Here is a 25332-nt window from a genome sequence, read left to right as displayed (position 1 = left end):
GCATCACTCATGATTGTAAGCCCATTCGCCCAGTCGTTCCAGATTTCCGCCATAACCCTGTTTGGGATAATTCTGTTTTGGGAAATACAACATCTGATCAAAGTTCATTCCCCAGGACGTGTCTACTACCAGAACCCACGGATTCTCCTGATATCGTTCGCGGGCTTCCGCGCCTGCATAGTATTTATACTCAGAATAGGCCATCATGCCTGTCCCCGGCACAGCCGGCAGGTAATCTGGTACCAGTTGCTCCAACGTCTCAGGTGGTCCGCCGTGATCGTCGCTGTATTGATTGATCGCGTCAATTAAAGGCTGGCTTCGTTCCGCGAAATCAGTCATGCGCGCCATTCGAACATGCATCCCCATAGCGATTCCGGAGAATGCCAGAGGCAGATAAACCAGCGACAGAACCAACACCAGCAAAGCATCACGTCGTGTCTTCTGAAAGCAGAGCGCCACCAGTGATCCCGGTATCGCCACAACAGCCGCCAGTCCTGCAAAACCATAATAAATCACACCCAAGAGAAATAATTCCGTCCCCACAGGGGTCGTCGAAATCCAGTGGGCAAACGGAAAATAAACGATCACAGAAACCGTAAATAAAGTCAGATAAACTCGCTCTTTAGTGTTCATGTCCGAGCACTTCTTTCAGTTCGCCTTGACGGAGTTCCTTTTCTTTTTCCTCACTACTCAGTTCTGATCTCTGTGCGAGGAGATACCAGGCTACGACGGCACCGATCATCCCATTCAGACTGCCCGTGAACAAAGCGGCGGGATTTCCCCCGATGAATCCTGTCGTGGCCCCCATTATGAAAAAAAGCAGTCCCCAGATCGCAGGCTGAAATCGTTGATACGCATTCTGGCAGGCATAGTGACTATAATAAACATACATGGACGCGATCAGCCCTCCCTCAAACGCACCCAAAAGCAGGCATCCGGGAATCCAGCGTTCCTGCCCCGTCATCATCGCCACAATGTGACCGAGTCCAAACCCCACGAGAGTTCCCACAACCATTCCCAGGCTACCATACGGAATATAAAAAACCGAACGAGGTACAGGCAGGCGGGGCATACGCATCAGTCTGAGAAAAGCATACCAGTGTTTCAGCGTTTCAGGAGAATGCCCACACGAAAAAAAGCCGTCGGGAGTTTGAAAAACAATTCCCTGCCGCAGTCCTGTATACAGACAAATCAGATCACAGAGGGTAGTAGTGCCCACATACCATTTGCATTTCTCAAGCGGAAAACGCTTCTGTTTTTTGCCATATCGGACGATGAGCTCTCCCTTTTTGAATTTCAGAATTCGGGGAAGATGAAAATGCTTGATGATCTTCAAAATCAACGACTTCAGCAGAACCAGAATCAGGCCTCCGCCGCCAAAAAAAGCAAACAGCGTCCAAGGAGATATTGGATCTTCTTCTTTCCCAACTCCAATGAGAGTGAGTAGCCCCCAAAACAGGAAACAAAACAGAAAGGTAAACACCAGAAGCAGTTTTCCAAAATTGATCAAATACAGCAGCGAGCGAACATCAGACGCCTTCACGACATCCACCAACTGCCCGCCATTCCGTGCGAACTCGTAAAGCTCCGGCGACACACTCTTAATGCAACTCCGGCAATACCGCCTGCCATCCCACAACCGCACCGCTTTGTCGGAGACACGTTCTCCGCAATAAGGACAGCAGGCACGTTGAGTCATGAGAGCACCTCCCGATGAGAAAAGAGAGAGTCTGTTTTCCACCTGCTATGATAGTTGATTTTGTCAGCAAACGCACGTTTTTTCGGAATTTCATCCAGAGGGTTAAAAGGTGCTAACTTTTTAACATCCTCGAAAAATCACTCCCCGCCGATGCCTTCTTCTTCGCGTTCCACTTCTTTCGCTTCCTGTACATGCTGGCCTGCGGGGTTTACGATCCGATCCATTTCGGCCATGGCTCCGATGATTCCTCCGCCGCCCGATCCCGTGCTCCCTTTGTGTCGAAACAGATCTTTCACAGCCACCACCATCAGCCAGGGCATCAGCAGGACCAACAAAATCAGCACTCCCAGTAAGCAGAGTTGCACGAAGTCCATCAGATTTCCCTCGCTTCATAGTCAGAGGAAACGAGTGACTGGAATCGTTTCAGTCCTACACCTAACTGAAACAAGGCGATCACAAACAGCACTTTTCCCACCAGGGCCAGACTGCTCAATTGAAACCAGTCATTCCAGAGTTGCTGATACTCATCCGGCCCCATTAGTACAGGATCAGAAGAATTAGAGCTGAGTTCCAACAATTGCGTACACAAATCAACCAGCAAAAACAGGAACAGCGAAGATACCAACCACGTTTTTCCTTTGACCATCGGCCAGGAGAACACCAAAAACAGTGCCGCACATTCCAGACCGAGCATCAGCCAGGGGCTGATCTGGTAAAAGTTTTCAATACCTTTCATTGATGTGATCGTCCTGAAAATAGATTCATTTAAAATTCACGGCATCTCTTTCGAAGCCGCCTCCGCATCCCGAATCGCCTGTTGTTTGCGACTGCTGTCACGAATCGTATAACTCAGCCACAACCCATAAGGCAGCCAGACATAGTGGTTCCAAGGCTTGGGCAATACAAAAACCAACACCACAAACAAAGGAACCACAATCCAGTACAGGACAGACAGTTTCACCACAAACGCCCGTTCTCGTGGGCCCTTCGTTTTCTTGATCCCGCTCCAAGTGCCATAGACGCCTCCCAGCACTCCCAACAAAGTGCCGCCAACAGCACCAACTATTCCAATCATTGCTGGGTCCAACTTAGACGCCTCCCTATCAGTCTCTCATAAAATGGCGTATCAAAGGTCTCATGCATCCTGCTCAATCTTAAAATCAGGTGATAACTGGCGCCCCCACGCCTTGCACACGCGTCGATATTCTGCGTTCGCTGTTTCGTCTGAACATTCCAGTTCCTTCATTTTGTCCTGTGAAGAACCACTCCACGCGTTCAATACTAAATGCAAGACCCAAACAACAAACACGATCCCCATATCCACAGTCACAAATCCACTCTTACCACCAACCAGCATCCCTACAGGCAGCGAGAGGACGAATAAGAGCACCAAACCGACTCGCTCCCATTTATGATTTGATTGGACAACGGTTTTCCATAATCGCAACGAATCCTGATCTTGAATCACGGGATCTGTGTTTAGATAAAAATCCAATTTTAATCTGTTGTAAATCAAAATGAAAAATTGAATGACTTCTGAAACCAGAAAAATCCCCAGCAACAGTGAACTGGTGGATTCCTGTATCAGGAATTCGCGTATGTTTTTTGCATAGATAGTTAACAGGATCAAACACACAATCACAACTGAGCCCATCCTAAGCACAGTAGGGGAAAGTACAAGTACAAGCTCTTTCGGATTTTCATCTGTATTCTCGACAGGCTCACTCGAATCGTCTTTCATGATCTCCCTTTTATCAATCTATTTTGTCAATCAAAGGTTGGTATTTCTTAATTCGTCAATAAATAATTCGCGGGCAAAAATATTCGGGTTCATCCAAAGGACTGATTTCCTGCATCTGTTCGAAACACCTTTCCTTTCCATCAAATCTTCTTCAATCAGAGACATATCTTACCAGCAATCGCAAGTAGAACAAACAGCCCAGTCTCAGCTCCAGTAACCCAACACAGATCAGTCAAATCTGTGAACTCGCATCGAAAATCATTTTTTTTATAAAACGCCCCTTTACATATTCCCATATGGGAATACAATAATCGACATGCCAAGATCACCCACAACTACCGACGCATTTAACGCGATTGCCGAACAGCGACGACGCGACATCATCCATCAACTGGCGGGAAAAGAGTGTTCCGTCAATGATCTGGCTGAGTCGCTTGGCGTTGCCCAACCGCAAATTTCCAAACATCTTCGTGTACTCCGTGAGGTAAACCTGGTGACTGTCAGACAAGAAGGCAAACACCGCTGGTACAGCCTGAATGCAACACAGCTCAAGCCAGTTTTCGACTGGGTACAGACATTCGAACGATTCTGGGACCACCAGTTAGCAAATATTAAAGCCGTCGCAGAGGCGAAAGCGGCAGAACAAAAGAAAACCAGGAAACAAAAAGAAGGGTAGACAGATATGGTCACCGCCACAGACAATTCACTCTCCTCGCTGCACATTGAACGCAAAATTGAAATTGCCGCTTCTGTTCAACAGTCATTCGAAGCGATCCTTGAACAACTTGGCCCCGGTTCAACAATGCCGGATGGAACACCGCTCCCCATGAAACTGGAAGCATGGCCCGGCGGGCGCTGGTTTCGCGATCTGGGAGAGGGAGCAGGACATTTATGGGGCCACGTGCAGGTCATCAAGCCTCCTACTCTGATTGAAATCACCGGCCCCCTGTTTATGTCCTATCCAGTCATGTCTCATATTCAATATCGCCTCAGCGAAAACGGAGACACGACAACACTGGCGTTCCTGCATCGCGCCACGGGTCATATCGATCCGTCGCATGCAGAAGGCGTCGTGCCCGGTTGGAAATACAATCTGGAGCAAATCAAACAACGTGCCGAACAATCCAGTTAAGTCCTCTTATTCCTCTTAATCACCCCAAATCAGGAGACGATTCATGACGACCCAACAACAAACACACTCGATGTCAGAGTTTGGAATTGAGCAACTTCAGCGTTCGCGAAACTTTGTACTTTCTCAACTGGAAACCTTTTCCGACGACCAGTTATATGTACGCGTCGGCGGTGGAAACCATGCCCTGTGGGTGATGGGCCATCTGGCATTCGCCGATGATTTATTCGTCTCAGCATTTCTCAACGAACCAAGTGGTCTGCCCGAAGGGCACTATGAACGTTTTTCCAACGGCTCTATCCCCAGCAACAATCCCGCTGACTATCCTGGCCGGGAAGAAATGCTGGAGCTCATGCAGACTGCCCGCGATCGATTCATCAAATGGGCGCAGACTCTGGAGGAGGATGCACTTTGGCAAGACTCTCCCGAGGCAGTCGCACCCATTGCCGAAAACGCAATCACCGCAGTGCATGCTTTATCGCAACACGACTTTCTACACGCCGGAGAGCTGGCCACCATTCGTACTTCCCTGGGTATGAAACCAGTGTTTGGATAAACCACAGCAAAATGAGTCAGACTCTTGCGGTGAAATGAACTCACCGCAAGAGTGATAGCAGCACTCAGTATTTGAATCAAACGTGACACTTCACAAACAGAAACCCCGGTTCCGTCGAGAGCTTGCGAAAGCTGTCCGGGTCACTCTGTTCCATTTGTGGGTCGGGTTTCCCTTCGGATAGTGCCACCAGCGTCATGCCCGCTTCCAACAGAGGTTGAATGATGGCCGACAGAGGCCGCCGATAGAACTCCACCCGCACCGGTTTCCCGACCGTATCCCACTCGTCCACGATCTTTTCCGTCAGAAAATAATTGCCGCTCGGCGAGAACGGATAATCGACAAACGGATGATGCGTCGAAAACACGAACCAGCCGCCCGGCTTCAGGACGCGCCGGACATCACGAAACAGGGGCGTGAAATCTTCCAGGTAATGGATCGCCAAAGGACAGATCGCCAGATCATACACCGCGTCCGCTTCCTGAGGCAGCCCCTGCGCCAGATCCTGCTCGTAGCAAGCGACCGCCTCACCCAGCCTCTGTTTGACCAGCGCCACCATTTCCGGCGAACGATCGACGGCGGTCACGCGTGCGCCCTGGCTCAGTAGATATTCCGCATACACGCCCGGCCCACAGCCCAGATCGAGTACCGCTTTTTCTTTCAACTCAGGCAGTAACGCCATTAGAGAAGGGCGTTCGTATAACGCGTTATAGCTGTTGTTGCGAATCGCCGTCGCATAGTCGTCTGCGTGTTCGGAATACATGGGATTCAACATGGTGCGTCCGTTCCGGGAAGAAGTAAAAAGCCATAAGCCCCGCGTCAGTCACACCACCTTATAACAAGACTCCGCCCCCCCATCAATTGATGAGAGAGCGGAGTCCAGATTTGATCCCGTTTGTCAGCCGCCTGAATTAATACTGCGCGACCGCATCTTCATACAGCTCTTTTGCAATCGAACGCAGCGCCTCATCGGCCTTCACTCCGCCGATATTGGTCATAACGACAATCGCAATGTCTTTTTCTTTATCGATCCAGACCTGCGCCAGGTTCTTCCCATTCGAACCAGCATGATAGAGCAGGGGGTACGGTGCCCAGTCGACCGTCAACCAGCCCCAGCCATGGGCATACTTTCCGTTGGGAGGCGTTCCCGGACGAGCCGGCTTGTCTCCTTTGATCGTAAACACGGGACTATGAATTTTCTCCACCATTTTCGGACTGACAATGTTACAAGGCATCCGCGTCCCGTTCCCGGCGTTCCAGCCTGCCCAGGTTGCTAAATCCAGAATCGAAAGATGCACGCATCCCGCGGGTCCAAGGATCATCGAGTTATCCGCATTCGGCCCCGCCATATACGACTTGACCTTGCCGTCTTTCTGTATCACGTGTCCCAGTGGGGCATCGATTTTTCCCAGTGTCGACTGAGTTCCCAGGCCGGCAGTCGTCAATTCGAACGGCTCAAAAATGCGTTCCACAATCAACTCATCCCACGGTTTGCCGCTGACGCGTTCAATCATCGCACCCGCAATCGTATACCCGCGGTTGTTATACGCCCACGCCTTCGAGGGCTCAGCCACCAGAGGCAGCTTGACCGACTCCTTCAACAGCCAGTACCGCTGATCGTTCAAATCGCCGTCGACATCAAAAGAATCTTTCAGCAGTTTCATCAGGTTTTCATCGTCGGCACGCATGCCGCTCGTATGCGACAACAGTTGCTCCAGCGTCACTTTCTCAACGCCGGGTGCCATCGATTTTTTCAATTCGGGAAAGACGTCGCCCAGCGTCGAATCCCATTTCAGTTTGCCTTCTTCAATCATCATCCCCGCCAGAGTCGCGGTCATCGCTTTGCCATCGGAACCCAGATGAAATTTGTCAAAAACCGTCACCGGGATATCGGCACCCATTTTGCGCGTTCCGACCGCACCATATTCCGTCAGTACGCCCCGTTCGACCACCGCGGCCGCTACAGCCGGCAGATTCGCCGATTTCAGATAAGGCTCTAATTTGTGATTAATCGTCTGTCCCTGCACAACGTTCTGCTGGAGGATCAGAGCGCCCCCCATCAAGAACAGAGCGGCCCAGCGTCGTAAAACAGTCATCAGCAAAACTCCCCACACACAAAACTCAAGATTACAGGCCCGGATTACAATCATCCGTGTACTCTTTATCGTGAATCGGCAGCGCCGAGCGTTGACGCATCTCAGAAAAACAGAGCGGATCACCAAATCAACGAAATACGATCCGCCCAGGCTTCACAATTGATCCGTAGAGGCCGCAACCCGATAATCCGCATAATCCGAGCGGAAATCCGATTGCACAGATTGCACCTCTTCCCAGTCAAACGACTGTTGAGTTTCAGAACCAGCGTGGGGAGCTGTTTTTATATGCAACGCCTTGGTAGCAATCTGCACACTCATCATCGCATCTGCCAGGCTGGCCATGAAAAAGACTGCCATCCCCGTCACATACTTCCCCTCGGAAAAAGCAGCCAGTGTAAATATCAGTAACAGACAAAAACCAATGAGTTCCATGACTGCCAGCGCGTCGTGCTTCATCACAAAATCCCCCCAGGAGGGGAACAGAAAACTGCGAATCCCAACTTCCGCAGGCGTCCAGTACGTGGCGCCACAACTTTCACAATCATAAACACCAGCGGGAATAACATCGAAACAGTGCCCACAAAGCTGTTCACGAGACTGAGTGACCGCGGGATCAAATCCTTGATTCCGAAACTGGTCGCAGTTTTCCTGAACGGTCTCCTGCATTCGATCCAATTCTTCTTTTGATATCGCCGAAAACAATAAAATTCGGCCATCTTTCAGAGAAAACCTGGCACTTTCAAATATAGTGAGTTTCAGACTTTGAATCTGGCTGTAATAAATCGACCAGAACGTTTTCTGAGGAGTGTCTTCACCATCGGTCCGAATACTAAGTACCCGTAGATTTGTAAAAACAAGAGCCGTGAAGGATGTGGTTCCAATCCAGATCGACCCTGTCAGTAATATATCTGTGAGTCTTCCTTCATTACCGTGCAGTACCAGTTGAACTTCCTCGTGCTCCAATAGCAATTCCGTCAGCAATGGTTCCAGCTTTTGTATTTGCCAGAATTTTTTCCTGAGCTTCCGGTTCACAAACCAGCCTTCCAATGAAGGAAACAGTGTCTCCAGTCGATAGGAAATCGCCGGAGACAGCTCCAGCTTCAATTCCGCTAATTTCGCCGCCACTCGTTCCGGGGTTACTGTCTGCATGGCTTTTCCTTCCTTAATCGAGTCATCAAAGAAGTCTAAAGCCTATTTTACATCAGATCCTCAATCGGTTCTAAGAAAATATTTTCGAGATCGCGGGAATTCATATTACAGAAAAAAGAAGATTGACAGGCTATTTGTTCTCACAGCCGCCCGAGCCAGTTTTCCACATCCAGCACTTCACTCAACATCATCTGCTGCGCACACAGAATGGAACGTTGCAGTTCTTCATCGGTAACGTCGCCCGCTGAGTTCGACAAGGCCAGCGTGCCCGTCGCATCGCTCAGAAATTCCACGGTAAAGCCGCGATGCACCGCCTGCCGGGCCGTCGTATCACAACACATATGCGTCATGTAACCGGCGATCGTGAGCGTATCGATGTCTCGTTCCCGCAGCCAGCCTTCCAGTTCCGTCCCGGTGAAACAGCCCGGCAGCTCTTTCTCTACCAGCAGATCATGCGGCCGCCGCGCGACTTCCGGATGCAGTTCCCAGCCCGGCGTCCCTTTCTGAAAGAATGGCTTGGCGGGATCAGTAAAATGATGCTGCACCACAATCACCGGCACCTGTTTTGCCGTCGCCCCGTCCATCGCCTCCAGGATCCGTTCCAGATGCCCCGCCGGATAAGTAATCGGCAGCGCCCCCGTAAAATACTCATTCTGCACATCAATCACCAGCAAAGCACGACTCATGAAATCTCCTTCATCATTATGCAACAAGAACAGACTCTAAGAACCAGCATCATACCCCGCCAACATCCAACACACCACTCCAGAAAGACTCGATTGGGTGGCACTGTTGGCTTGCCCAACAGTGATGAGAACCAGCGTCCAACAACACAATAATTTGTCTCATTTCGTGCTTTTCGTGGTAGTAATATTCAGTATCAGTTTTCACTCATTTCCTGTCCCACTTAAAATCCCATTCCAGATTGTTCCAGAATGATTTTACACCATTCCAAAATGATTTCAGTTCTTCCCAGACCGAATAGAAAGGATACAGAATCAACGAACTGGGCAAAACGATCAAAGCAGCATACCATTTCCAGAGCAATGTCCTGCGATGGCGCCGGCGTAAATCCCTTTCACTTAGACAATGACAATAGTAATACATTTGCTTTCCGCATCTCGCCTCAGCCCGCTCGTACTCATCGGGATCTTCAACGGCGGTTCTGCACTTTTTCCTTCCCCCCAGGTTTCTCAGCGCCAGCTCAATGGTCCAGCATAAGGTTCTCTCAACGATGTAGGGCTCCAGCGAAACGATCTTTGCTTCCTGAGAAAAATCGAGGCCCAATTTCACTTGAGGCAGACAGGCAAACGCCAGTTTATTTGAATAGGAAGGATTCTCCAGGTTCTCTTCTTCTGTGATCAACACGGGCAACGAAGAAACCTCTGTCATTTTGTCCCTGATTTCAGTCAGGCTGGGAATCGCGGTTTCAAAATGATATTCCAAACCTTTATAAAATACTGGACTGTCATAGCGATGAAACATCCAAACCTCCCACTAACCGTATTGAATCAGAGTCACCAGGGGTGCCACTGTTGGCTTGCCCAACAGTGCTAAGAACCAGCGTCGAACAACACGATAATTTGTTTCTTTTCGTGCTTTTCATGATTGCAAATCAATCACTTTCGAATTCCCTCCCACAAACTGAAGCAGATCATCCAAAGTAGTAGAACCGGTGATAACAATATCAAAATCAGCAACGAGACCCGATCCCAGAAACGTGTTTTACGATGGCGTTTCAGTAACTCGGCCTCGCTAATTCGACAGTTGTATTTCTGACGCTGCTTCCTGCCTCGCTCACTCCGATCTTCATCAAGATTCTCAGATGTATCGACTCCTCCCAGCGCTTCCAGAGCCAATATAGTGGTCCACAACAGAGTTGAGTCGGTTTTAGATCCTTTCAGTGTAATGAACTGACCTTGATCAATACTGAGACTGTCTGATTTTGTATTCCGCTGTTGAGAGTTGTGAGTAGAAAGATGCACCTTCACATCAGAAAGACACTCAAATGAAAGGTCTGCAGAAAATCCAACAGGATCGACAGTCTCTCTTCCAACGACCCGCACAGGAAGTGATGTAATTTCAGTCATCGTCCCGCTGATTTCGGAAAGTCGCGGCGCTCCGTCTGCAAAGTGAAATCCCCAAACATATTTTAGGATCGTACCATGACCATCATTAAACATGAATTTCGCTCTTTCGATATCGAAGAACAGTATCAAAATCCAACCCACTCTAATTTTCGTGTCATTTCGTGTTTTTCGTGGTAGCAAAACAGCCCGCCGTGTGCCACTGTCGGCTTGTCCGACAGTGCTTGTGAAAGCGTCCAACCCCAATCATTCATGGCAGTTCGCAGCAGCAAAACACTCTGCAAACGCCCCATAAATCGGCTGTGTTTCCGTACGATCCAGTACCGAGAACCGCACACGTCGGAAGCGTCCATGATAGGATCCACCTGGTTTCAGAAACTCCGCAAAACTCGCCGCCACCATCTGAGGACAGTTGCGAAACACGCCACAGCCCCAGGCACCCAGTACCAGCGTATCACAGCCCTTCGCCGCGAACAATGCGAGTACTTTATCCATTCGTCTCTGAAATATCCCCGGAATTTCCGCCACCATCAACGGCCGCTGTTTTTGAATCGCCCCTGCATTCGGGGCGGCACTCGTCAGAAAGTCCACTTGGTAGCTGTCATCCAGGAACGAACCCGCATCATCACGAAATACCGGACAGCCGGGAGAGTAAATCATCCGGTCCGAGTAAAACGCATCCCGCAACTTTCGATGCGTCTCGTAGTATTCCTCATGAAACAGATTCAGCGAACCATACAGCGCCGAACTTCGTGCCAGACTCTCTTCCTGTGCCTGGCTCCCTCCCAGGAAACCGCCCCCCGGATTCTTCGCCGATGCAAAATTCAACACACCGATCCGCCCCGTCTCCTCAGCAGCAGCCAACGCCCGTGAACCTTCCAGCGTCGTTTCATTAGCCAGTTCAAAACGGGTTTCTTCAAAGGGGCAGGGCACCGCTGCTACTTCATCCCGCAACTGTTCCAGTTGTCCCGGCTCAAAGAACTCCGAACCCGCCTTGCAGGCTCCCATCTCCGCAGCAATCGCCACCGATTCCCCCTGCGGATTCACATACCGCCCTACATCCATCACCTGTAACGTCGTCTTCGCCAGCGAAGCACGTCCTGATCGACTTTTCATTTCAACAATCCTTTCTCATTCGTTTTTTCTATTCTTGTTTATTCTCCCTTATCTTACCTTAGTGTATTTTATACGACAAGGTCACCAGCATCAGGTTCACCCCTTTTTCACAATTTCGTACCAACCGAGGTAGGGGCAGGTCTATGTGCCTGCCCGCCTGGTGATGATCGTCGTTGTATCAAGCACGAAATGGAACCAGAATTACCCCCCACTCAACACACAAACCACATCGATACCGCGGGCCACCACACAGGGTTGCCCCTACGATATAGTCATCACGAGCGTTTTCTAATTGGGAACCAGCCAACAATGAAAATCACCACAGACTTTCCTTCCCATAGAAAATCTGGTTAGAATGAAAATGCTCATACATACTCAAGCACAGGATCAACACCATGCCACACAATGCCCGCCTCGTTTTCCTCGTCTGTTTCTCCCTGAGCCTGCTCACCACCGCCACCAGTTTCGCGGCAGAACCCATTGATATCGGCTCCCGGCTCGAACTGCTGGTAGACGACACCCTGATCGAATCCCAGAGCGAAACCGCCCGCTTCGAATTGCATCATCCCACGCCCCGCGAAATCGTCTTCAATTACGACAAACCTTGGGAAGGGACCGGCTGCGGCTATCAGAGCATCTTCAAAGATGGCGACAAGTACCGCATGTACTACAAAGCCTGGAACCTCGACGTACAGGAAAAGAAGCTCGGCCCCAACCACAGCAACTTCACCTGTTACGCCGAAAGCGATGACGGCATTCACTGGAAACGCCCCAACCTGGGTCTCTTCTCATTTCCTCCCGGCAGTGGTAACAAACAGAACAACATCGTCATCGGCAAAGCGTATCGCGACTGGATGAAATCCGCCAAACCCGACCCGGTCCATCCCGCGGTATTCAAAGATGAAAACCCCGCCTGTCCCGCCGATGCAAAATACAAAGCCATCCTCCGCTCCCGCGGCCCACACGGCTTACTGGTTCTCAAATCCCCCGACGGCATTCACTGGTCGTTGCTTTCGGAAAAACCGGTCATCACCGACGGCGCCTTCGATTCCGAAAATCTCGCGTTCTGGGATCCCGCCACCAGACAATATCGCGCCTACTGGCGCTACTTCACCAAAGGCACGACCAACGAAAAAAACTGGAAGCCGTCCGGCCTGCGCGACATCCGCACTGCGACATCCGACGACCTCCTCACCTGGAGCAAACCGCAAGACCTGAAATACGGCGACGCACCGCCCGAGCAGCTTTACACCAACCAGATCAAACCCTACTACCGCGCGCCGCACATCCTCGTCGGCTTTCCCACTCGCTACATCGAACGGGGCTGGTCGAAATCGATGGAAGCACTCCCCGAATTGAAGCATCGTAAAATGCGTTCGTCGATCTCCAACCGGTACGGCATGGCGATTACCGAAGGACTCTTCATGACCAGCCGCGACGGCGTCAATTTCAAACGCTGGCCCGAAGCTTTCTTGCGTCCCGGCATCGAACGTAAAGACACCTGGAACTACGGGCATCAATACATCGCCTGGCAGTTAGTCGAAACGAAATCCGACACGGAAGGCGCCCCCAACGAACTCTCCTTGTACGCCACCGAAGGCTACTGGACGGGTAAGGGCAGCAAACTCCGCCGCTACACGATGCGGATCGACGGCTTCGTCTCGATCAACGCGCCGCTGAAGGGGGGCGAATTCACCACGAAACCGATCACCTTTACCGGGAAAGAGCTCAAGCTCAACTTCTCCACCTCCGCCGCCGGCGGCATCACCGTCGAATTGCAAACTCCCGACGGAAAACCGATAGAAGGTTTCACCGACGCCGACTGCACCGAACTCTTCGGCGATACCATCGCCCGCCCCGTCCACTGGAAACAGGGCACTGATGTGAGCAGTCTAGCCGGCCAACCAGTCAAACTAAAAATCAAACTCAAAGACGCCGATCTGTATTCATTCAAGTTTGAATAGGAGGACATTGTCGCAGTTATGGGGTGGCACTGTTGGCTTGCCCAACAGTGTTAAGATCCAGCGTGCAACAATCCAAATCAGCAACTGTCACACAACAAAGGGGTGGCACTGTTGGCTCGTCCAACAGTGATGAGAACCAGCTCACAATACACTTAACTTACATCTAACTGGCTTCAAAGAAATCCCAAGACAAACCTGAAATAACAGGCAAATCCGAATCCACAATTTGCCCTTCACTCTCATACCAGCGAGCACTGGACCATTTCCAGTCTCGAGACTGTTCCACCAGTTTCTTTTTCACTGGATTCAGATGAATATAGTCAATGGAAGCCTCGACTACTTTCTGAGAAGAGAGGTTCCGATCATATCCAGCTCCTTCCTGCCAGAAACGAAACACCGTGCTCCCAGGCCGATCTCGAACCATCAGTTCATCCAGCAAAGGATCTTCTGCCTGCATTAACAGTTCCTTGATCCGATACGAAAACGGACGTTTGACAGCAAACAAATACCGATCAATCTGGCACTCCTGCTGTTTGGGATAAACCAGCAAATGCACATGGTCCGGCATAATCACAAACGCAATCAACCCCAGTTCATAACGAACCAGCGCCCGATCAAGTGACTGGCACAACAACTGATTCCAGACATCATTCGTTAAAAGAGCTTTGTTCTGATAACAGGAAAACGTCAACTCATGGCAGTCACCCGGTTCATGATAATGCCTGATCTGTTTTCGATTCTTTGTCATGTTTTAGAACCAGAATGAAATCTTTTAAAGGCAGCTCTTTTTCACAAAGTTCATCAGTAATTTTGTCCAAATCCAATCACTGTTGGACAAGCCAACAGTGCCACCCCATATGTACTAGCTGTTAATTTAGAAAGCAATAGTTTTCAGAAAATCATCAATCAAAACCTGATAGAATAGACGTCTTCAATACGACTTCTATTCATTCTAATTCCTCTCTCATAACCTGATCTGATAGTAAAATCATCTTTCTGTTAATTTTAAACAACTAAGTTATTTAAGTTATTCATTAATTGAGAGATCGTTAACCATCACAAAATTTTTTAAAAGACAAAGAGTCCTCATAGAACAAGAATCAACCTGCAAATATAGGAATGATATTACAAGTTCAATACTTAGTCTGTGGCACCGTTGGCTCGCCCAACAGTGATGAGAACCAGTGTCCCAACACCAAACCCGTTCGTGCCATTTCGTGCTTTTCGTGGTAGCAAAAAACAACAGCTCACCCGCGCCGTTTCCACCGCTGCCGGGCTGCGTCGAGTAACACCGCGACAATAATCACCGCGCCCGTAATCACCCGCTTGATCGGATCGGTCGCACCAATCTGTGCCAGGCCCGTCTGCAGCACGGCGATGATCAGTACGCCGAAAAACGTATTGATCACCGAACCCCGACCCCCCATCAGGCTGGTCCCGCCAATCACGCAGGCCGCGATGGCCGAGAGCTCCAAACCCACCGCCGCGTTCGGGTCGGCTGTGGACAGTCGCGAGGTCTGCATCACGCCCGCCAGTCCGCAGAGCAAGCCGCTGATTGTGAACACGATAATCGAGCAGGGGGCCGTTCGAATGCCCGACATCCGCACTGCTTCCGCGTTCGTTCCAATCGCCACGCAATAGCGACCGAAGACCGTGCGTGTGAGCAGATACTGTCCGACCGCCACAATCACCAGCGCCAGCAGAAACGCAGGCGAGAACAGAAATCCTTTCACAGGCACGCCGATCCATTCAATGGAGGAGCCGATGTACTTCGTCTGCGAATCGGTCAAGAGGTACGCACTACCGCGAGCCATCTCCAGCATGCCCAGTGTGACGATGAACGACGGAATGCCCGCCTTCACGCTGATCACGCCGTTGAGCATTCCGCACAGCGCCCCCACGCCCAGACAGACCGGCACCGCCGCCCACAGAGGCCAGCCCCAGTCGACCATGCAGACTCCGAGCACTGCCGACGACAGAGCCAACAGTGAACCGACCGAAAGATCAATGCCGCCGATGATCAGCACGAGCGTCATCCCGACCGAAATCACCAACAGATCCGGGATATTATTTGCCACCGTGACCAGTGTTTGCTTCGAGAGAAAATTGTTGCTCATCAGACTGAAAATCAGCACCAGCAACACCAACACGCCGAGCAGACCCGCGTATTGGAAAACGGAATACGTCAGTCCGCCGCGCGGCTTGGCACTGATTTCAACAACAGGGGCAGGGGAGTCCGTCATGGCGTTGATCCTGAAACAGTCGTTCTCTCTTTAGTGGAATATCCTGAAAAGCAATCCTGCATGATCGCATCGTACGACCAGTCCTCGCGTGTGTATTCACTCACCAGTCGCCCCGCCGACATCACACCGATCCGGTCGCAGGTCTCGAACAATTCTTCAAGATCACTGCTGACGATAATCAGCGCCTTGCCTTGTGTCGCCAGTTGATCAAACAACTGATGAATGTTCCGCCGCGCCGCGACATCAATGCCCCGCGTCGGCTCATCGAACAGAAACACATCTGCTTCCTTCAGCAGCCACTTCGCGACCGCCACCTTCTGCTGATTCCCGCCGCTCAGCGTCCCCACACTCTGTTCAATGTCCCGCGCGTGAATCTGCAGCCGCTTTCGTTCCGCTTCCACCACCGACGCTTCGCGCCGACGATTGATCACGCCCGCCGCGCCGGTCAGCAGATCCAAACTCGTCAGCGTCGTATTCACACGAATCGACTGTGAAAGTAATAACCCGTTCTGTTTGCGATCCTCGGTGACCATCGCCAGCTTCGCCGCCACCGCTTCATGGGGATGACGAAACTGACAGGGCGTAGTCTCTTCACGCAGATACAGTTCCCCGCGTTCTACCCGATCCGCGCCAAACAGTAATCGCAGCAGTTCGGTCCGTCCCGCACCCACCAGACCGGCGATGCCATATCGCTCGCCCGCGCGAACTGAAAAACTCACATCCTGCACGGGACCACCGCTCAATCCTGCCACGCGAATCACTGTTTTTTCCGTCGCTCGGTTCGTATGCTCGGCGAGCGCGTGCTCAACCGCCTGGGTTTCTCCGGTCATCAGGTCGACGACCCGCTCAATCGGTTTAAACTCGCTCACCGCATGCCTGCTCACATATTTCCCGTCCCGCAGCACCGTCAGCCGATCAGCGATCCGTGCGATTTCATCCAGACGATGGCTGATATATATGATGCCTACCCCCTGAGAACGCAGCTCATCCAGTCGGGCAAACAGCCGCTCGGTCTCGCCTGCACTCAGCGCCGCGGTCGGCTCGTCCAGAATCAGCAGCTCACACTTCCGATCCAGGGCCGCCGCGATCTCCAGCATCTGCTGCTGTCCCACGCCCAGGCTCCCGGCACTTTGATCGGTGCGAATGTCACTCAAGCCAAATCGATCCAGCGCCGCCCGCGCCCGCTGATGCAATTCCCGTCGATCGATGATGCCCCACCGCTGGGGATACCGGCCCAGCAGCAGATTCTCTGCCACAGAGAGCGTCGGAATCAGATTCAGTTCCTGCTGCACAATCTGCACACCCAGCAACTCCGCAAACCGCTTGTCCTCAGGAGCGTAGGGGGAGCCGTTTAGCTGCATGCTGCCTTCCGTCGCGGGCGTTAAACCAGCAATGATCTTGCACAGCGTACTTTTCCCGGCTCCATTCGCACCTAACAGCGCATGAATTTCCCCTGCGCGGAGTTCGAATGCAACATCATCGAGCACCCGCACGACGTAGTCTTTCGAAAGGTGTTGCGCTGCAAACCGCAGCGACTGCGTATCACCGGTCATTTCAGATCCTCAGCCGTCACCAGATCCACGGGCGTTTCACGATCTTCCAGTTTCGCACTCGGATCTTTGAGCAAGTTCAGCGCGTATTCAATCCCGAACACTGCCAGTTGGTCGCCGTGCTGGTCGGCGGTCGCCAGGATCTGTCCTTCTTTGATCGCCTGCTGCACGGCGGCGATATTATCAAAACCGACAATCGCCACTTCGCCCGCTTTGCCGTTGTTCTTGACCGCCGCGAGCGCTCCCAGCGCCATGCTGTCGTTCGCCGCCAGGATCGCTTTCACATTCGGATGTTCGCTGAGCATCGACAGCGCCAGTGTATTCGCCATGCTCATCTCCCACTGGGCCGACTGACTGTCGGCAATCTTGATATCGGCTGCCTTCATCGCTTCTTCAAAACCGAGCCGCCGTTGTGTGCCGTTAAACGAGGTCCGAATCCCTTCCAGCACGATCACTTCATCGCCGGCTTTCAACTTCGACGCCAGATAGTCGCCCACCTTTTTCGCCCCCGCTTTGTTATCGGGCCCGACAAACGGGATCTCAATTTTCTCTGCGTCCAATATTTCCTGATCCAGTTTGTTATCGATGTTAATTACGACGACGCCCGCTTCGCGTGCCCGCCTGAGTGCCGGCACCAGCGCTTTCGAATCGGCGGGGGCAATCACAATCGCATCGACGCCATTGGCCACCATCTCTTCCACCAGCGCCACCTGACGACTCAAGTCCCGCTCATCCTTGATGCCGTTAACGACCAGTTCGTAATCGTCGCTATGCTCCTGCTGATGCGTTTCGGCTCCTTTGGCCATCGTCGAGAAGAAATCGTTCGCCAGCGATTTCATAATCAACGCAATCTTCGGTTTTTTGCTTTCCGATTTCGCATCGCTTGTCTTTTGTGTCTGCTCCGTCTGTGAATCACAGCCGACAATCGCGGCACACAGCAGCAACCCACAAGGGATTAAAATTCTCCTGAAATCATACATGAAAGCGCTCCTGTTATCGTTGTTGTAAAAGTGTTTCAATCTGTTCGCGTGTCGGCATCGCCGTTTGTGCGCCCGCGCCCGAAGCCGCCAGTGCCCCCGCGGCAGAGGCAAACCGGGCCGCATCGAACAATGTCGCCCCTTCTGCCAGCCGCACCGCCAGCCCCGCGGCAAACGCATCGCCGGCCGCCGTGGAATCGACGGCGTTAATTTCAAATGGAGGCACCTGCTTTACCCTTTCGCCCTCAAAGAGAACGGCTCCCTGTTCGGCCATGGTGATAATCGCCCGCCGTGGCCCTAATGTCGTCAGTTCCGAAACCCGTGCCGCGGCTTCCTGCAGCGAATCAGCGGGCCGGTTCAACAGAGCGGTTGCCTCGGACTGATTCGGGCAGATCAGATCCACGTTGAGCAGCCCTGAAGGAACCGTTGCCGGTGCAGGGGCCGGATCCAGAATCACAGGCACTCCCGCCTCCCGCGCGATTGCTGAGGCCGCGATCACCGTCTCCACCGGCACTTCAAGCTGCATCAACAGCACGTCGCTCTCATAGATCACGCGCCGCACCCGTTCCAGCTCGGCACTTCCCACTAATCCGTTGGCACCAGGGACCACTAGAATCGCGTTCTCGCCACTCGCTTCCACCATGACGACCGCGACGCCGCTGGTCGTCTTTGCCAGCTGTGAAACATGCGTGGTCTCGATGCCTTCCGCATTCAGGTTGGCCAGAAGTTGCTCCGCAAAACTGTCGTCTCCCACGCAGCCGATCATCGTCACGTCGGCCCCCATTCGTGCCGCCGCTACCGCCTGATTAGCCCCTTTGCCGCCCGGGTTCTCAACTTTCGAATCGGCAATCACTGTCTCACCGGGTAACGGCAATTTCGCCGAGCGGATCATCAGATCCATATTGATCGAACCCAGCACGGCAATCTTCGCACGTCGCATTTCGCTCATCAGAGACTCCCGTTCTACTTCTGAGGAGGCTGACTGGAAAGTTGCACGAGTGCTTCGATCAGACGGGCCCGCTGCAAATCATTCAGTTTCAGATATTGATGCCGCCCCTGGTCGCTTTTCTTAAAGGTCGTCAGGCCGTCATCTTCTACGGTCACGGTGCCAAATTCAGAGAGATCGAAATAACCCCGGTGTGGGAAGACCGCATACAACACGCTCGTCAGGTCCCAGGTCGGACGATCATGGGGAGGCGGATTGTACAGAATATACGCTTCTGCCAGCGGATGATGGGCCGTATAGTTATAGTCCTCTTCAATGCTTTCGTGCGGGTAGGGGACCGACAGACCGATTTCAAACCCGCTCCAGACGATCGGCGTCGGCCAGTCGTTGGCCAGTTTCTTTGCCGCCGGAATATCTTTCACTACGTTGTACTCGCGATGATCGACCAGCTTGCCTTTACGCGGAATTTTTTCAAACGCGCCCGCCATGATCGACAACAGTTTGACCTTCTGCTTCACCAGTTCTTCGCCGGTGAGCGGGCTGATTTTGTCCGCAGGTGACTTGAGCAGGTTCGCCAGATTCGTCGAGAACCCAACCTGCGCGATCACCACTGAATGATCTTTCGCGCCCGCCAGCGCTTTGCGTAACACGGAGACCGCAGAAGGAATCTGTTTCGGCTCCTTCAGATCATGCGGATATCGCAGTTTGCCATTGTCCTTCTTTTCCGCCAGCACATTGAACTTGCCCGGCTGCGGTGTCACGCCACTCTTACAGATGCCGATCGGAATGTTACCTTTCCCGTAAAACGTATTTACCGCATCGGTAAACGAAGCGGCCAGCGGGTTGTCTTTGGTAATCGTGACCGCCAGCAGCTTGCAGTCGCCACGGTCTTCGAGTGCGTGAATCATGCCCAGCGCGAGCACATCGTCCACGTCGTTACCGATATCCGTATCAAAAATCAGTGGCACGGGTCGCTCCGGCTCCGCGGCAAAGCTGTTGTCACAAAAAAGCAGGGCGAACGCACCGAGCATGAGAAAGGTGAGCGTCTGAGTCAGTCGTTTCATTTCATTTGATCCTTATTCTGTTGAATCATCGTCCCGCCTCTCATTCGATGTTCTTGATCGAACTGCGATTGATCAGCTGGACCGGAATTTGATGTTGTTTCTGTTGCGGCGGTTGCCCCGTTTTGATTTGTTCGATCAGCAGCCGGGCCGCGAGGCGTCCCAGTTGAGTCACATCCTGACAAACCGATGTCATCGGCGCTGCCAGATATGCGGCGAAGGGGTGATCATCGAACGCGATCAGCGACAGATCTTCGGGAACCGTGCGGCCTAGTTCTGCAGCCGCCCGTAAGGCACCCAATGCATTCTGATTACTGAAGGCAAACAGTGCGGTGATCTCGGGATGATCAGACAGCAATTTGTAAGCGGCCTGATATCCGGACGCTTCATCGAAATGATTTCCGGCAATCAACGTCGGATCGAAAGGCACGTCATGCTCTGCAAATGCGTCACGCACACCAACCAGACGTTCGGTGTTGGGCAACGTATCCGGCAACCCCTGCAGTACGCCGATCTTCTGATGCCCCGATTCCAATAGCAACGTCGTTGCTTCTCGTGCGCCGTCCCGGTGATTGGAAGTCACCGTCACCAGATCTTTATGATCAAATCCCCGGTCGACCAGCACCAACGGCAAATTCTGTTTTGCAAGTTTGCTCAGATGTTGATGGGCAATTCCAACCGGACAGACGACGAGCCCTTCAATCTGCCGGGCCTGCAGCTGTTCGACCAGATGAACTTCGGTCTCACTGTTTTCCTGACTGTCCGCGAGCAGCACCGAAAACTCATTCTCTTCGGCCGCCAGTGTGATCTCGCGGGCGATCGCCGCAAAGAACGGGTTCGCTACGTTCGGTAGCACCACGCCTAACAGTTTGGTACGTTGTGAGCGCAATGACTTCGCCAGCAGACTGGGAGAAAACTGCAAACGTTTCGCCGCCGCCTGTACCGATTGTTCAGTCGCCCGGCTGATGCGATACGCTTCCGCTTTCCCCGACAGCGCCCGGGACGCAGTCGACACGCTCACCCCGGCGGCTTCGGCCACCTCTTTCAGCGTGATCGGTTTACTTGTAGATTTACTCATAGAACCCCTTTGCACAATCGATTGTGCATATTAACAAATCGGGGGCAAAGATCAAGAGAGTGGGGAATTTTTAGGTAAAGTAGCAGGTCGTCCCGAATACAATTCGGGATTGCCGCAGGCAACAGGAAATTGTCAGAAAGAACAATCGAACTGGAGCAATAATTCGATGCTTATTTTTTCGTAGGGGCAGTGCCTGTGTGCCTGCCCGCCTCACGACATCCAACCTCAAATCACGCGAGGAACGGAACCAAAATCAACGTCACACGTCAATACACAAACGACATCGATACCGCGGGTCGCCACACAGGGCGCTCCCTACAATTATATTAATGAGAGTGTTTTCCCATTCACTGTTGGCAAGCCAACAGTGCCACACAACGTCCTGATTGGGATGTAGACTACCCAAGCAGGGTGCCATCTGTCGGCTTGTCCGACAGTGTTGGTCCAACGGTTGAATCAGGCCTTGAAAATCAGGTTGCTTTATTTCTCACCCACACAAATCAACTTGCCGCGGGTGCGGATGAAGATCCGGCCGTCGGCGATGGCCGGCGTGCCCAGAATCGAATCGCCCATGTCGTTTTTGGCGAGGATCTTCTGCTCGGGTCCGTCTTCCAGAACCACGATCTTGCCGTTCTCGCCGGCGACATAAATCTTGCCGTCACCATAAATGGGAGAGGCGAAATATTCACTCTCGTTCTGAATTCGTTTGGGTCCCCAGATTTTTTTCCCTTTCTCAACTTCAAAACAGGTCGAAATGCCGCCCCCTTTGACCAGGAACATGCGATCTTCAGTCACCAGGGGCGAGACGATATGATCGGTATGTTTGGTGGGATGTTTCCAGAGCAGATGCGTTTTCGTCACATCACCGCGGCCGCCCCCTTTGACGGCCAGAACAAATTGCTGGGCCGGTTCTTCACCAAACTTCGCCCCCGCTTCGTTACCCGGCGGCAGAAAGGCGATATCGAGTTCTTTGCCTTCCAGCGCCCCATCTTTATTCAGATCGCCACGATCAAAGGTCTTTTTGTAAAAGGCTTCCGGCACTTTCGTTTTCCCGACAAACGCCTGAATTTCTTCTTTGGTGACTTTGCCGTCACTGTTACCGGTCTCCCAGCGGTCGATGGAGGCCAGCCACTGATTGGCAATCCCGCCACTCTGCAGTGCGACGTAAATAATGCCGTCGCGGCTCACAGGAGTCGTTTTAATATTCCGCAACAAAGTTCGTGCACTCCAGAGCCGTTTCCCTGTCTGGGGATCGTAGCCGATCAGCTTGCCGGTTCCAGCGACCACGATTTCATCTCCCTTGTCGGTTTCGCAGATCACCGGATGCGAATAGTTCACTGCCTGATCGCTGCGGTCGTCTTTCCAGACAATCTTCCCGGTCTTTTTATTGAAGGCGTAAAAGGCGGGCGCCAGATCGTCATCCTGACAGAACAGAACCAGATCCTTATACAATGTCGGCGACATGCCCGCGCCCCATTTGAACACGAAGTAGGGAACCGGCAGTTTCTGTTCCCAGACGTCGGCTCCCGTTTCGGCATCAACGGCCAGCATACCCAGCGTACTGAAGTAAAAGTAAACCCGCTCGTCATCTGCAGCCGGGGTCGTGGCGGCAAAGCTGTTGGTTTTGTGAATTTCTAAAAGATCGCCGGTCTTCCAGACTCGCTCCCAGAGTTTTTTCCCGGTCTCTGCATCGAAGGCATACAGGCCCACTTTATCCTTGCCCACCATGCCGGAGGTAAAAACGCGACCGGCGGCGACCACGGGGCAACCAATGCCATCGCCCAGTTTAGCCGACCAGATCACATTTTTTTGATCGTCAAACTCAACCGGTAACGGATTCTTGGCGGTCGAAACACCCGAACAATTCGGTCCGCGGAACTGAGGCCAGTCTTCTGCCTGCAACTCAGAATGATGCGTCTGGAGACTGAAAGAAAAAATGAATAAGCCGAATAAAACCGCCTGTTTCCGCATCGAAAGCATAAGAGAAGTCTCCTGAAATTCAAAGAAGCCATTAACGTGCGCGCTGGAGCCAGACCCTCGCTTCAAGAGGGTCAATCTCAACTGTACCCGAACCATTCCGTAAAACCCACCATCGATTTCTGTTTTTTTAATCTCCTTTAAAAACATATCAAAAAACCTGCATATTATAGAGACAGCCGGCCGATCAATTGTTAGAATGGCGCGCTGTCTGTCCCGGCTGCCTCGCCGGATATCTTTTTCAGTTACAGAGTGAGTTGATTTCACGTGCCAAACTGAAACGAGAGAAAGGAATTTCGAATGTTCTCGATTCTGAATCAGCCGCAGCGATTCTCACAGGGCATGTCACGCCGCGAAGTCCTCACCACAGGCGGCGCCGGTCTCTTGGGACTGTCACTCCCCAAGCTGATCCAGGCGGAACAACAGCAGAACGTCAATCCCTTCGCCGGGGGTCGGGCTAAGTCCGTCATCTTCCTGTTTCTGTTTGGTGGCCCAAGCCAACTCGAAACCTTCGACATGAAACCGGAAGCGCCCAGCGAAATCCGCGGGCCCTTTCAACCAATCGCCTGCCGCACGCCCGGACTCTTAATCAGCGAACATCTGCCGCAACTCGCAAACCTCTCTGATAAATTTTCCGTCGTCCGCAGCATGACGCACACCTTCAACGATCACAGTGGCGGCGGCCATTATATTCAAACCGGAAAACGCTGGCACGTTCCCGTCGGCGGCGGCTTCGATGCGACTCCCAAAGACTGGCCTTCGATGGGCTCGGTCGTTGAGTATTTAACACAGCATTCTCCCGGCGGACTGGAACGCGATCTGCCGAACTACTCGGTGCTCCCCAATCGTCTGGGGCGTCTGCAAGCCGGCGGCCGCTATATGCGTCCGGGTGAATACGCGGGCTGGCTGGGACGGGCCTACAATCCGCTTCCGACCACCGTGGACAGTCGCGATTCCACCGACAACCCCTACTGGCGCGATTGCACCGATGAAGAACTCAGTTTCGAAATCGAAGGGCTCGCGCCGGAAGTACCACTCTCCACTATCAAACGGCGGATCGATCTGCTCAAACACTTCGATCACATGAAGCGCAACTTCGACAAAGAAGATTCGATGGTCTTCGATCGCTTCCGCCAGCGTGCGTTAGCCCTCCTGACTTCCGACAACACCCGCAATGCCCTCGACATCAAAGACGAACCGGAACCACTCCGCGATCAATATGGACGGCACCTGTTTGGTCAATCCTGTCTGATGGCCCGCCGTCTGGTCGAAGCAGGCGTCCGATTCGTCACCGTGCATTACGACTGCGTTGACGGCTACAGCTGGGACTCGCACCGCAACAGTGACGACGTGAAACACAATCTGCTGCCCACGTTCGACCAGGGATGCGCGGCCTTGTTGGCGGACCTCGACCAACGAGGCATGCTGGACGACACACTCGTGGTGGCACTGGGCGAAATGGGCCGGACCCCCAAACCAAACAAAACCTGGGGACGCGGCCACTGGAGCCAGCTCTTCCCGGCACTTCTGGCGGGCGCAGGCGTTCAAGGGGGCACGACCTACGGAAAATCCGATCGTCAAGCCACCAAACCGACAGAGCATCCGGTCAAACCGGAAGACCTGGCCGCCACCATCTACTGGGCACTGGGCATCGACCCCGGTCTGATGCTGCCTGACTCGCTCGATCGCCCGATCCCCATCAACGACGGCGGCAAACCACTCAAGCAGTTATTCAGCTAAACCGAGTCCATTCGTAGGAGCTGACGCATGTGTCAGCCCGTGGGGTATGCATGGTTTTAATTTTGCGCGTGGGTGCTATGCGTAGTTCCGTTGTGGCTGTGAATTGATGAGGATGTCGCGAGGCGGGTCGACACATGGGTCGACCCCTACTTTTCGCATAATAAAAAATGTTTCCCATTCACTGTTGGCAAGCCAACAGTGCCACACCGATGTCTTATCATTTGAA

At 52.5% G+C, this 25332-nt stretch carries 27 protein-coding genes; 5 read left to right on the top strand and 22 right to left on the bottom strand.

What is annotated here, in order from left to right; all coding sequences use genetic code 11:
* Positions 1-3: 3 nt before the first annotated feature.
* The 6 genes from Pan241w_RS10800 to Pan241w_RS10775 form a co-directional block, all read right to left on the bottom strand.
* Positions 4-633 carry a hypothetical protein gene (locus tag Pan241w_RS10800; RefSeq protein ID WP_145214992.1) on the bottom strand — a complete coding sequence of 210 codons (630 nt, stop codon included), beginning with the start codon at positions 631-633 and terminating at the stop codon, positions 4-6.
* Positions 623-1699: a hypothetical protein gene (locus Pan241w_RS10795; protein WP_145214989.1), complete on the bottom strand. Its 1077-nt coding sequence runs from the start codon at positions 1697-1699 to the stop codon at positions 623-625. The genes Pan241w_RS10800 and Pan241w_RS10795 overlap by 11 nt, the downstream gene beginning before the upstream one ends.
* Before the next feature lie 137 nt (positions 1700-1836).
* Entirely contained in the window at positions 1837-2073 is a 237-nt protein-coding gene (locus Pan241w_RS10790; protein WP_145214986.1) for a hypothetical protein, read from the bottom strand.
* Positions 2073-2435, bottom strand: a complete 363-nt coding sequence (locus tag Pan241w_RS10785) for a hypothetical protein (RefSeq protein WP_145214983.1) — start codon at positions 2433-2435, stop codon at positions 2073-2075. Before Pan241w_RS10785 ends, Pan241w_RS10790 begins: the two co-directional genes overlap by 1 nt.
* A 36-nt stretch (positions 2436-2471) precedes the next feature.
* Positions 2472-2774: a hypothetical protein gene (locus Pan241w_RS10780; RefSeq protein WP_145214980.1), complete on the bottom strand. Its 303-nt coding sequence runs from the start codon at positions 2772-2774 to the stop codon at positions 2472-2474.
* A gap of 60 nt (positions 2775-2834) precedes the next feature.
* The gene (locus Pan241w_RS10775; protein WP_145214977.1) at positions 2835-3440 is read right to left on the bottom strand and encodes a hypothetical protein; all 606 of its coding nucleotides are present in this window, start codon (positions 3438-3440) and stop codon (positions 2835-2837) included.
* A gap of 316 nt (positions 3441-3756) precedes the next feature.
* Between Pan241w_RS10775 and Pan241w_RS10770 the strand changes: the two genes are divergently transcribed.
* Genes Pan241w_RS10770 through Pan241w_RS10760 form a run of 3 tightly spaced genes read left to right on the top strand, consistent with a single transcriptional unit; the run spans position 3757 to position 5125 of the window.
* Positions 3757-4116: an ArsR/SmtB family transcription factor gene (locus Pan241w_RS10770; RefSeq protein ID WP_232107413.1), complete on the top strand. Its 360-nt coding sequence runs from the start codon at positions 3757-3759 to the stop codon at positions 4114-4116.
* Between the two features lie 6 nt (positions 4117-4122).
* Positions 4123-4572 carry an SRPBCC family protein gene (locus Pan241w_RS10765; RefSeq protein ID WP_145214971.1) on the top strand — a complete coding sequence of 150 codons (450 nt, stop codon included), beginning with the start codon at positions 4123-4125 and terminating at the stop codon, positions 4570-4572.
* Between the two features lie 43 nt (positions 4573-4615).
* Complete coding sequence (locus Pan241w_RS10760; RefSeq protein ID WP_145214968.1) at positions 4616-5125, top strand: DinB family protein; 510 nt, start codon at positions 4616-4618, stop codon at positions 5123-5125.
* 76 nt (positions 5126-5201) lie between these two features.
* On the opposite strand, the gene Pan241w_RS10755 is transcribed toward Pan241w_RS10760, so the two are convergent.
* From Pan241w_RS10755 to Pan241w_RS29710, 8 genes are all read right to left on the bottom strand, one after another.
* A complete protein-coding gene (locus Pan241w_RS10755) occupies positions 5202-5897 on the bottom strand; it encodes a class I SAM-dependent DNA methyltransferase (RefSeq protein ID WP_145214965.1) in 696 nt (231 codons plus the stop codon).
* 136 nt (positions 5898-6033) lie between these two features.
* On the bottom strand, positions 6034-7218 hold the full coding sequence (locus tag Pan241w_RS10750; protein ID WP_145214962.1) for a serine hydrolase domain-containing protein: 1185 nt from the start codon (positions 7216-7218) through the stop codon (positions 6034-6036).
* Between the two features lie 153 nt (positions 7219-7371).
* Positions 7372-8367 carry a hypothetical protein gene (locus tag Pan241w_RS10745; protein ID WP_145214959.1) on the bottom strand — a complete coding sequence of 332 codons (996 nt, stop codon included), beginning with the start codon at positions 8365-8367 and terminating at the stop codon, positions 7372-7374.
* Positions 8368-8507: 140 nt separating this feature from the next.
* Positions 8508-9053 carry a cysteine hydrolase family protein gene (locus Pan241w_RS10740; RefSeq protein ID WP_145214956.1) on the bottom strand — a complete coding sequence of 182 codons (546 nt, stop codon included), beginning with the start codon at positions 9051-9053 and terminating at the stop codon, positions 8508-8510.
* A gap of 205 nt (positions 9054-9258) precedes the next feature.
* Entirely contained in the window at positions 9259-9852 is a 594-nt protein-coding gene (locus Pan241w_RS10735; RefSeq protein ID WP_145214953.1) for a hypothetical protein, read from the bottom strand.
* Positions 9853-9986: 134 nt separating this feature from the next.
* A complete protein-coding gene (locus tag Pan241w_RS10730; RefSeq protein ID WP_145214950.1) occupies positions 9987-10550 on the bottom strand; it encodes a hypothetical protein in 564 nt (187 codons plus the stop codon).
* Positions 10551-10700: 150 nt separating this feature from the next.
* Complete coding sequence (locus tag Pan241w_RS10725) at positions 10701-11570, bottom strand: TIGR02452 family protein (protein ID WP_145214947.1); 870 nt, start codon at positions 11568-11570, stop codon at positions 10701-10703.
* 365 nt (positions 11571-11935) lie between these two features.
* Positions 11936-12136, bottom strand: coding sequence for a hypothetical protein (locus Pan241w_RS29710; RefSeq protein ID WP_232107412.1), 201 nt, complete (start codon positions 12134-12136; stop codon positions 11936-11938).
* Between Pan241w_RS29710 and Pan241w_RS10720 the strand changes: the two genes are divergently transcribed.
* Entirely contained in the window at positions 12128-13534 is a 1407-nt protein-coding gene (locus Pan241w_RS10720) for a glycoside hydrolase family protein (RefSeq protein ID WP_232107411.1), read from the top strand. The genes Pan241w_RS29710 and Pan241w_RS10720 overlap by 9 nt on opposite strands.
* 163 nt (positions 13535-13697) lie before the next feature.
* On the opposite strand, the gene Pan241w_RS10715 is transcribed toward Pan241w_RS10720, so the two are convergent.
* The 8 genes from Pan241w_RS10715 to Pan241w_RS10680 form a co-directional block, all read right to left on the bottom strand.
* Positions 13698-14282 carry an REP-associated tyrosine transposase gene (locus Pan241w_RS10715; protein ID WP_145214941.1) on the bottom strand — a complete coding sequence of 195 codons (585 nt, stop codon included), beginning with the start codon at positions 14280-14282 and terminating at the stop codon, positions 13698-13700.
* Positions 14283-14781: 499 nt separating this feature from the next.
* On the bottom strand, positions 14782-15777 hold the full coding sequence (locus tag Pan241w_RS10710) for an ABC transporter permease (protein ID WP_198000464.1): 996 nt from the start codon (positions 15775-15777) through the stop codon (positions 14782-14784).
* Entirely contained in the window at positions 15774-17330 is a 1557-nt protein-coding gene (locus Pan241w_RS10705; RefSeq protein ID WP_145214938.1) for a sugar ABC transporter ATP-binding protein, read from the bottom strand. Before Pan241w_RS10705 ends, Pan241w_RS10710 begins: the two co-directional genes overlap by 4 nt.
* Positions 17327-18307, bottom strand: coding sequence for a sugar ABC transporter substrate-binding protein (locus Pan241w_RS10700; protein WP_145214935.1), 981 nt, complete (start codon positions 18305-18307; stop codon positions 17327-17329). Before Pan241w_RS10700 ends, Pan241w_RS10705 begins: the two co-directional genes overlap by 4 nt.
* A gap of 13 nt (positions 18308-18320) precedes the next feature.
* Positions 18321-19253, bottom strand: a complete 933-nt coding sequence (gene rbsK, locus Pan241w_RS10695) for a ribokinase (RefSeq protein ID WP_198000463.1) — start codon at positions 19251-19253, stop codon at positions 18321-18323.
* Positions 19254-19267: 14 nt separating this feature from the next.
* Positions 19268-20314 carry a nucleoside hydrolase gene (locus Pan241w_RS10690; protein WP_198000462.1) on the bottom strand — a complete coding sequence of 349 codons (1047 nt, stop codon included), beginning with the start codon at positions 20312-20314 and terminating at the stop codon, positions 19268-19270.
* A gap of 40 nt (positions 20315-20354) precedes the next feature.
* Positions 20355-21389, bottom strand: a complete 1035-nt coding sequence (locus Pan241w_RS10685) for a LacI family DNA-binding transcriptional regulator (protein ID WP_145214932.1) — start codon at positions 21387-21389, stop codon at positions 20355-20357.
* A gap of 480 nt (positions 21390-21869) precedes the next feature.
* The gene (locus Pan241w_RS10680) at positions 21870-23369 is read right to left on the bottom strand and encodes an outer membrane protein assembly factor BamB family protein (protein WP_232107410.1); all 1500 of its coding nucleotides are present in this window, start codon (positions 23367-23369) and stop codon (positions 21870-21872) included.
* Between the two features lie 297 nt (positions 23370-23666).
* On the opposite strand from Pan241w_RS10680, the gene Pan241w_RS10675 reads away from it, so the two are divergent.
* Positions 23667-25106, top strand: a complete 1440-nt coding sequence (locus Pan241w_RS10675; RefSeq protein ID WP_145214929.1) for a DUF1501 domain-containing protein — start codon at positions 23667-23669, stop codon at positions 25104-25106.
* The last annotated feature ends 226 nt before the right edge of the window (positions 25107-25332 follow it).

It is taken from the genome of Gimesia alba, from assembly GCF_007744675.1.
Taxonomy (GTDB): domain Bacteria; phylum Planctomycetota; class Planctomycetia; order Planctomycetales; family Planctomycetaceae; genus Gimesia; species Gimesia alba.
The sequence above is the reverse complement of the archived record's forward strand: the minus strand, read 5'-3'. Positions and strand labels throughout refer to the sequence as shown.